We start from the raw sequence: 7812 nt of genomic DNA on the forward strand, positions 1-7812 counted from the left end.
CTCACGCGGGGGTACGCCCGCTCCGCGCACCGGTGGCAGCTCGCGCGGTGGCGCCGGTCCGCGCTCCGGCGCCCGGCCCACCCCCGCGTCCCGCGCGACCGGCCGCGACGGCAACCGGCCGCCCGGCACCGGGGGCCGCCCGCCGCGGAGCGGGGCCGGCCGTCCCGGGCCGCGCACCACGGGCACCGGACGGCGGCCGGCCAATCCGCGGCTGCTGCGGCAGCGGCTGTTCGTGTTCGTCGTGGTGACGCTGCTGGTGGCGCTGGGCATCGCGGCGGCCCAGGGCTGCCAGGGCCCCTCGCGGGGCCTCGGCGGCGACGACGCCCGCACGAGGGCGACCGCTCAGCCGGCGGACACGGTCATGGACGCGGTCATGGACGCGGACGCGGACGTGGACGCGAACATGGACGTGGACGTACGGAGTCAGGACGCCGTCGGGCGCGTGGCGTAGAAGGCCACCGCCGACGCCGCCGCGACGTTGAGGGAGTCGACACCGGCGTCCATCGGGATGCGGACGTGTTCATCGGCGGCGGCGAGGGCGGCCGGGGTCAGGCCGTCGCCCTCGGTGCCGAAGAGCAGCGCGAGCCGGTCGTGGTCGCGGCCGGCGAGTTCGTCGAGGGTGACGGAGCGGTCGCTCAGGCAGAACGCGGCGACCGTGAACCCTGCCGAGCGCAGCGTGTCGACATCCCGCGGCCAGGAGTCCAGGCGGGTCCACGGGACCTGGAAGACGTTGCCCATGGAGACCTTGACGGACCTGCGGTAGAGCGGGTCCGCGCAGCGCGGGCTGAGCAGGACCGCGTCCACGCCGAGGGCGGCGGCGTTGCGGAAGGCGGCGCCGACGTTGGCGTGGTCGACGATGTCCTCGAAGACGGCGACGCGGCGGGCGTCGCGGAGCAGGTCGGCGGGGGCGGGCAGGGCCCGGCGCTCCATCGAGGCGAGGGCGCCGCGGTGCACGTGGTAGCCGGTGACCTGCTCGGCGACGGCGGGCTCGACGACGTAGACCGGGGCGGTGGCGCGGGCGATGACGTCGCTCATGACGTCGACCCACTTGGCCGACAGCAGCATGGAGCGCATCGCGTAGCCGGCGTCGCCGGCCCGCCGGACGACCTTCTCGCCCTCGGCGATGAAGAGGCCCTCGGCGGGCTCGCGGCGGCGCCGCAGGGCGACGTCGGTCAGGTCGGTGTAGTCGTGCAGGCGCGGGTCGTCGGGGTCGGTGACGAGAACGGGTTCGGCCATGGTCAGAGGGCCGTCCCGGCCGGGCCGACACCCACGACGGGGCCGACGACGATGACCGCGGGCGGCCGTACTTCCCGTGCGACGACCGTCTCGGCGACGGTGGCGAGGGTGGCGTCGACGCGGCGCTGGGCGGCGGTCGTGCCCTCCTGGACGAGGGCGACCGGGGTGTCGGGGGACTTGCCGTGCGCGACGAGCGTCTCGGCGATGCGGCCGATCTTGTCGACGCCCATGAGGACGACGAGGGTGCCGGTGAGCCGGGCCAGGGCGGGCCAGTCGACGAGCGAGCGTTCGTCGTCGGGGGCGACATGGCCGCTGACCACGGTGAACTCGTGCGCGACGCCCCGGTGGGTGACCGGGATGCCGGCCGCGCCGGGCACGGAGATCGAGCTGGAGATGCCGGGGACGACCGTGCAGGCGATGCCCGCCTCGGCCAGTGCCTGGGCCTCCTCCATGCCCCGGCCGAAGACGAACGGGTCGCCGCCCTTGAGCCGTACGACGGCCTTGCCCTGCTTGGCGTGGTCGATCAGGGCCTGGTTGATGGCCTCCTGGGCCATGTACCGGCCGTAGGGGATCTTCGCGGCGTCGATGACCTCGACGTGCGGCGGCAGTTCGGCGAGGAGGTCGCGGGGGCCGAGGCGGTCGGCGATGACGACGTCGGCCTCGGCGAGGAGCCGCCGGCCGCGGACGGTGATCAGGTCGGGGTCGCCGGGGCCGCCGCCGACCAGGGCGACACCGGCGGTGCGGGCGCGGTGGTGCGGGGCGACGAGGGTGCCGTCGCGCAGGCCCTCGACGACGGCGTCGCGGATGGCCGCGGTGCGGCGGGGATCGCGGCCCCGGGCGTCGGTGGTGAGGACGGCGACCGTCACGCCCTCGCTGGTGCCGGTGGCCGGGGTCCAGGCGGTGGCCTCGTCGGCGTCGTCGGCGCGGACGCACCACACCCGGTGGCGCTCGCCCTCGGCGGACGCGGCGGCGTTGGCGGCCGGGTCGCTGGTGGCGATCAGCGCGTACCAGGCGTCGGCGAGGTCGCCGTCGGCGTACGGGCGCCGCTCCCAGCCGATCTCTCCGGTGTCCGCCATCGCCTCGACGGACGGGGTGGCCCGCGGGGAGACGAGGAGGACGTCCGCGCCGGCCGCGACGAGGGCCGGGAGGCGGCGCTGGGCGACCTGGCCGCCACCGAGGACGACCACGCGGCGTCCGGTCAGGCGGAGACCTACGGGGTAGGCGGGGTGTTCGGCCATGAGGGTGCGGCTCCTCGTCCTGGCGGAGTGGCGGAGTGGCGGGGGGATGCGAGGGGAGCTGCGGCACTGGAGCTGCCCTGAGGTGCGGATTTTACGCGGCGGGGCGGGGGTGGCGGCGCCGGGCCGCCACCCCTTCCGCTCCGGGCGGCTCCGCGCTACTTCTCGGTGACGCCCGCCGAGTCGAACGTCGCCACCTCGTGCATGGCGCGGGCCGTGCTCTGCACCATCGGCAGGGCCAGCAGCGCGCCGGTGCCCTCGCCGAGGCGGAGGTCGAGGTCGACCAGCGGACGCAGGCCCAGCTTGTTGAGCGCGGCGACGTGGCCGGGCTCGGCGCTGCGGTGGCCCGCGATGCAGGCGGCCAGCACCTCGGGGGCGATCGCGCGGGCGACCAGGGCGGCGGCACCGGCGCTCACGCCGTCCAGGATGACCGGCGTACGCAGGGACGCGCCGCCGAGCAGCAGGCCGACCATGGCGGCGTGCTCCAGGCCGCCGACCGCGGCGAGGACGCCGAGCGGGTCGGCGGGGTCCGGCTGGTGGACCTCCAGGGCGCGGCGGACCACCTCGGTCTTGCGGGCGAGGGTCTCGTCGTTGATGCCGGTGCCGCGGCCGGTGACCTCGGCCGGGTCGGCACCGGTGTAGACGGAGATCAGCGCGGCGGACGCGGTGGTGTTGGCGATGCCCATCTCGCCGGTGAGCAGCGCCTTGTTCCCCGCGGCTACCAGGTCGCGGGCGGTCTCGATGCCGACCTCGATGGCCTGCTTGGCCTCCTCGCGGGTCATCGCGGGGCCGGTGGTCATGTCGGAGGTGCCCGGCCGGATCTTGCGGGGCAGCAGGCCGGGGGTGGCGGGCAGGTCGGCGGCGACACCGACGTCCACGACGCACACCTCGGCGCCGACCTGGGTGGCGAAGGCGTTGCAGACGGCTCCGCCGCCGAGGAAGTTGGCCACCATCTGGGCGGTGACCTCCTGCGGCCAGGGGGTGACGCCCTGGGCGTGCACCCCGTGGTCGCCGGCGAAGACCGCGACGGCCGCGGGCTCCGGGATCGGCGGCGGGCACTGCCGGGACAGCCCGGAGAGCTGCGCGGAGATGATCTCCAGCATGCCGAGCGCGCCGGCCGGCTTGGTCATCCGCTTCTGCCGCTCCCACGCCTCGCCGAGCGCCTTGGCGTCCAGCGGGCGGATCTGCGCGACGGTCTCGGCGAGCAGGTCGTGCGGGTCCTCGCCGGGCAGCGCGCGACGGCCGTACGTCTCCTCGTGCACGACCCAGGAGAGCGGGCGCCGCTTGGACCAGCCGGCCTGCATCAGCTCGGGCTCGTCCGGGAACTCGTCGACGTAGCCGACACAGAGGTAGGCGACGACCTCCAGGTGTTCGGGCAGGCCGAGCGTGCGGACCATCTCGCGCTCGTCGAAGAAGCTGACCCAGCCGACGCCGAGGCCCTCGGCGCGGGCGGCGAGCCAGAGGTTCTCTACGGCGAGCGCGGAGGAGTACGGGGCCATCTGCGGCTGGGTGTGCCGGCCGAGGGTGTGCCGGCCGCCGCGGGTCGGGTCGGCGGTGACGACGATGTTGACCGGGGTGTCGAGGATGGCCTCGATCTTCATTTCCTTGAACTGCTTCGCCCGGCCCTTGGGGAGCGACTTGGCGTACGCCTCGCGCTGGCGGTCGGCGAGTTCGTGCATCGCGCGCCGGGTGTCGGCGGAGCGGATGACGACGAAGTCCCAGGGCTGGGAGTGGCCGACGGACGGGGCCGTGTGGGCGGCCTCCAGGACGCGGAGCAGCACCTCGTGCGGGATGGGGTCGTCGCGGAAGCCGTTGCGGATGTCGCGGCGTTCGCGCATGACCTTGAGGACGGCCTCGCGCTCGGCGTCGTCGTAGCCGGGCGCGGCGGGGCTCACCGCCGTCGGCGGTTCCTGCTCCGCGTCCTCGCCGTCCTCCTGCTCGGCGGCCCGGGTCTCCAGGTCGTCCGCCAGCTGTACGGGTACGGGTGCGGCGTCGTCGCCCGCGCGCGGGGCGGGGACCACGGGGGCCGGGCCCGCCTCGGGGGCGGGCCGCTGCGGAACCGGCGCGAGGTGCGGGGTGGTCGGCACCTGGCCCTCGACGGGGACGAAGACGCCGACGGAGCCGTCCGTCGGCGTGGTCTCCGCACCGGGGGCGTTCTCGGTCGACTGGGGTCCCTGGGCGGGCTGCGGGGCCGCGGCCACCGCTTCCGGCTCCTGGGCGGACTGCGGGGCGCCCTCCACTGCGTGCTGCTCCTGGACGAACTGGGGTCCGGGGACCGCCGCCTGGGGCTGCGGGACCTGGACGGGCTGTGCGGGTGGTACGGGCGCCTCGTCGGACGCCGCGGCGGACGGCACCCCGGCGGACGGCTCGTCCGTGAGGGGGGCCGCCGGGTGGGACGGCGGTACGACCGCCGGGGGTTCCGCCTGGGGCGGGAGGGGGGTGACCTGGGCCGGCTCCGGGGTGACCTGGGCGGGGGCCGGGGCGGCAGGGGGTACGTGGGGCGCGTCCGCCGCCAGGGCTTCGGCCTCCGCCGCGGGTTCGGCGTCCGCCGGGACGTAGGCGGGGGCCTGGGCCGCGACGGGTTCGCCGACGGCGGCCGTCTCCGGAACGGCGGCCGCGACGGCCTCCTGTGGAGCTACGGGTTCCTGCGGAGCGACAGGCTGCGGGACGGCGGGGGGCGCGACGTTTTCCTGGGGCGCGGCCGGCTGCGGGTCCTGGGGCGCGGCAGCTTCCTGGGGCGCGGCAGCCTCATGGGGCACGGCCGGCTGCGGGTCCTGCGGCGCGGCAGCCTCATGGGGCACGGCCGGCTGCGGGTCCTGGACCACGGCAGGGTCTTGCGGCGCGACGGGCTGCGGGGCCGCGATCGTGGACGGTTCCTGCACGGGGGGTGCCGCCTCCGGCGCCGGGGCCGTCTCCGTGGGGGTGGCTGCCAGGGGCGCCGTCTCCTCCACGGGAGTGGACGGCGCCGGAATCTCGACGGGGGCGGGCGTCTCCGCAGCCGCCGCCGTCTCCACGGGGCCGGTGCCCTCCGGGACCTGCCCCTGCTCGGGCGAGGTGGTCTCCGGCTCTACGGGGCCGGACGCCACCGGGGTCTCCCCGTGCACGGGCGACACGGGCTCCGCCACCTCTGCGGCCACCGCCGTTTCTACGGATGCGGCAGCCTCCGGCGCCGGGACCTCTACGGAACCGGGCGCCTCCGGGAACGGAATCTGGGCAGGCTCCTGTGCGACGGGACCGGGCGCCTCCGGGAACGGAGTCTCGGCGGTTCCCTGCGGGACAGACGCGGACACCTCCGGCACGACGGGCACCGACGACTCCGCAGCCACGGGAGCGGACGGCTCCGCAGCCACGGGAGCGGACGGCTCCGCAGGGACCGGAGCGGACGGCTCCGTAGCCACCGGGACGGGCTGCTCCCCGGCTCCCTGACCGGACAGCTCCGGGGCACCGGCAACCGGGGCCGAACCCTCGGCGTTCTCCGACGCCACGGCCGGACTCTCGGCAGGCCCCGCTGCCGGGACCTCCTCGACGACCGGCTCCGGCGCCTGACCCGCGAGGGGGCCCGGCACGGACGTGGCGACGCCGCCCGGACCGTCACCCGGCGTCGCCGCAGGCACATCTGACGCCTCGGCGCCCGCCGGCACCTCAGGCGACCCCACCGTCTCGCCGCCCGCCGGAGCCTCAGGCGCACCCGCCGCCTCGGCACCCGCGCCCGCAGGCACCTCAGCCGTACCGACCGTCTCAGGCGTACCCGCCGTCTCAGGCGTACCCGCCACCTCAGGCGTACCCGCCACAACGGTGTCCGGCGGTGTCTCGGTCGTCCCGGACTGCTCGGTGTCCGCTGCCAGGCGGGCCACCGCCGCCTCGGCCAGGCGGGCCGGTTCGGGGGTCAGGGCGGGTGCCGGCGCGTGCGCCGGAACAACCGTTTCGGCAGCTCCCGCCCCGGCGCTCACCTGCGGCTGCGCCTGGGTCCTGACCTGGGTCTGCGGGCCCCAGGGCGCCGCCGCCCTGGACGGGTCGGCGTACTCGGGACCGGCCGCCGCCGGCCTCGTCGGCGCGTGGGCCGGGCCGCGGTCGGCCAGGGAGCGGACCGGGCTCGCCGAGGCGTCGGGGATGGGCGGACCGAGGTGCAGGGGCCGGCGCGGGGCCGACGGGGGCTCGGGCAGGCGGACGCCACCCAGGTCGAGCGAGCCGCTGTCCCGGCCGGACGTCTCGTGCGCCTCGGGCTCGTGGACGGCCTCGACGACCGGCTCCGGCGCGGGCGGGGCGACCTCGTTGCCCCAGGCGCTCTGGGCGCCCGGCAGCAGCAACAGATCCTCGTCCTCGGCGGTGGTCTCGGAGAGGTAGGTGTACGCACCCGGCGCGGCGACGCCCGGCTGCTCCACCATGCCTGAGTTCTCCGGCAGCCCCTCGCCCGGGATCTGGCCGGTGTCGGTCATGCGTACCCCTCGCCCATCGGTTAGTGCTTCTACGACCAGCTCACCCGGAACGGCGCACCGACCGCCCCGCAGTGAAGAACGAGCGTGCGTGCCCAGCGGCACGAACGACCCGCCGGAAAAGGCGACAAAGCCATTGAGTGGCATTCTCGCGGTCGTTCGCCCGCCACGTCAGCTTGATTCCGCGACGGCCCGCTGTGGACTGCGCCACGTTGCGCGTCCTCAGGTCCCGCCGTACCGCTCCCCGTCCAAAACGGTCGGGTTTTCCGGACATTGGCCGACGAAGCGCCGGATGCCCGAGAGCGGTACAACGATCGGCCAGCCTACCGCGCGCGGTACGACATTCGGATCACGGGGCGTGATCCCGGACGGCGCCGGTCAGCCGCCCTCACGCGGCGGCAGCGTCCCTGTGAGCAGGAACGCGACGCTCCGCTCGGTCTCCGTCCAGGCCCTGGTGTCGAGTTCGACGGACTGGAGCAGCGCGCACTCCACGTGGTAGCCGTGCTCGGTCAGGTCCCGGCCGACGAGTTCGGCCTCGTCGCGGGTGGCGGCGTGGGTGACGATGCGCTGCGGGCGGCGGTCGGCGACGGCGGAGACGACCGCCGCTCCCCCGCCGCCGACGCGGACGACGTCGGGTTCGGGGAGGTTCTCCAGGACGTGCGGCGCGGTGCCGTGGACGATCTGGAGCTGGACGCCGTGGTCGCGGGCGGTGGACTCGGTGCGGACGCAGGCGGTGAGGGCGCGGTCGACGGCGATGACGGCGGCGCCGCCGCGGGCCGCCTCGGTGGCGAAGGCGCCGCTGCCGCAGCCGATGTCCCAGACGAGGTCGCCGACGCGGGGGCCGAGCCGGGTGAGCTGGGCGGCGCGCAGCAGGTCGGTCTCCCCTTCGCCGAGCGGGCCGCCGTACG

Annotated in this window: 4 protein-coding genes and 1 pseudogene; 1 reads left to right on the forward strand and 4 read right to left on the reverse strand. The window is 76.2% G+C overall.

Annotation, left to right across the window (positions count from 1 at the left end):
* Window positions 1-451, forward strand: a pseudogene (locus UW392_RS03850) (hypothetical protein); the annotation flags it as partial.
* On the opposite strand, the gene UW392_RS03855 reads toward UW392_RS03850, so the two are convergent.
* The 4 genes from UW392_RS03855 to UW392_RS03870 all read right to left on the reverse strand — a co-directional run.
* Complete coding sequence (locus UW392_RS03855; protein WP_320773421.1) at window positions 424-1236, reverse strand: RNA methyltransferase; 813 nt, start codon at window positions 1234-1236, stop codon at window positions 424-426. The pseudogene UW392_RS03850 and the gene UW392_RS03855 sit on opposite strands and share 28 nt — an antisense overlap.
* Window positions 1237-1238: 2 nt before the next feature.
* Entirely contained in the window at window positions 1239-2474 is a 1236-nt protein-coding gene (cobA, locus tag UW392_RS03860) for a uroporphyrinogen-III C-methyltransferase (RefSeq protein ID WP_320773422.1), read from the reverse strand.
* A gap of 155 nt (window positions 2475-2629) precedes the next feature.
* Window positions 2630-6907 (reverse strand): nicotinate-nucleotide--dimethylbenzimidazole phosphoribosyltransferase, encoded by a 4278-nt coding sequence (gene cobT, locus UW392_RS03865; protein WP_320773423.1) that lies wholly within the window; start codon window positions 6905-6907, stop codon window positions 2630-2632.
* A gap of 375 nt (window positions 6908-7282) precedes the next feature.
* A partial coding sequence (locus tag UW392_RS03870) for a methyltransferase domain-containing protein (RefSeq protein WP_320773424.1) occupies window positions 7283-7812 on the reverse strand: 530 nt, incomplete at its 5' end.

The sequence above is a fragment of the Streptomyces sp. CRN 30 genome (assembly GCF_034105845.1).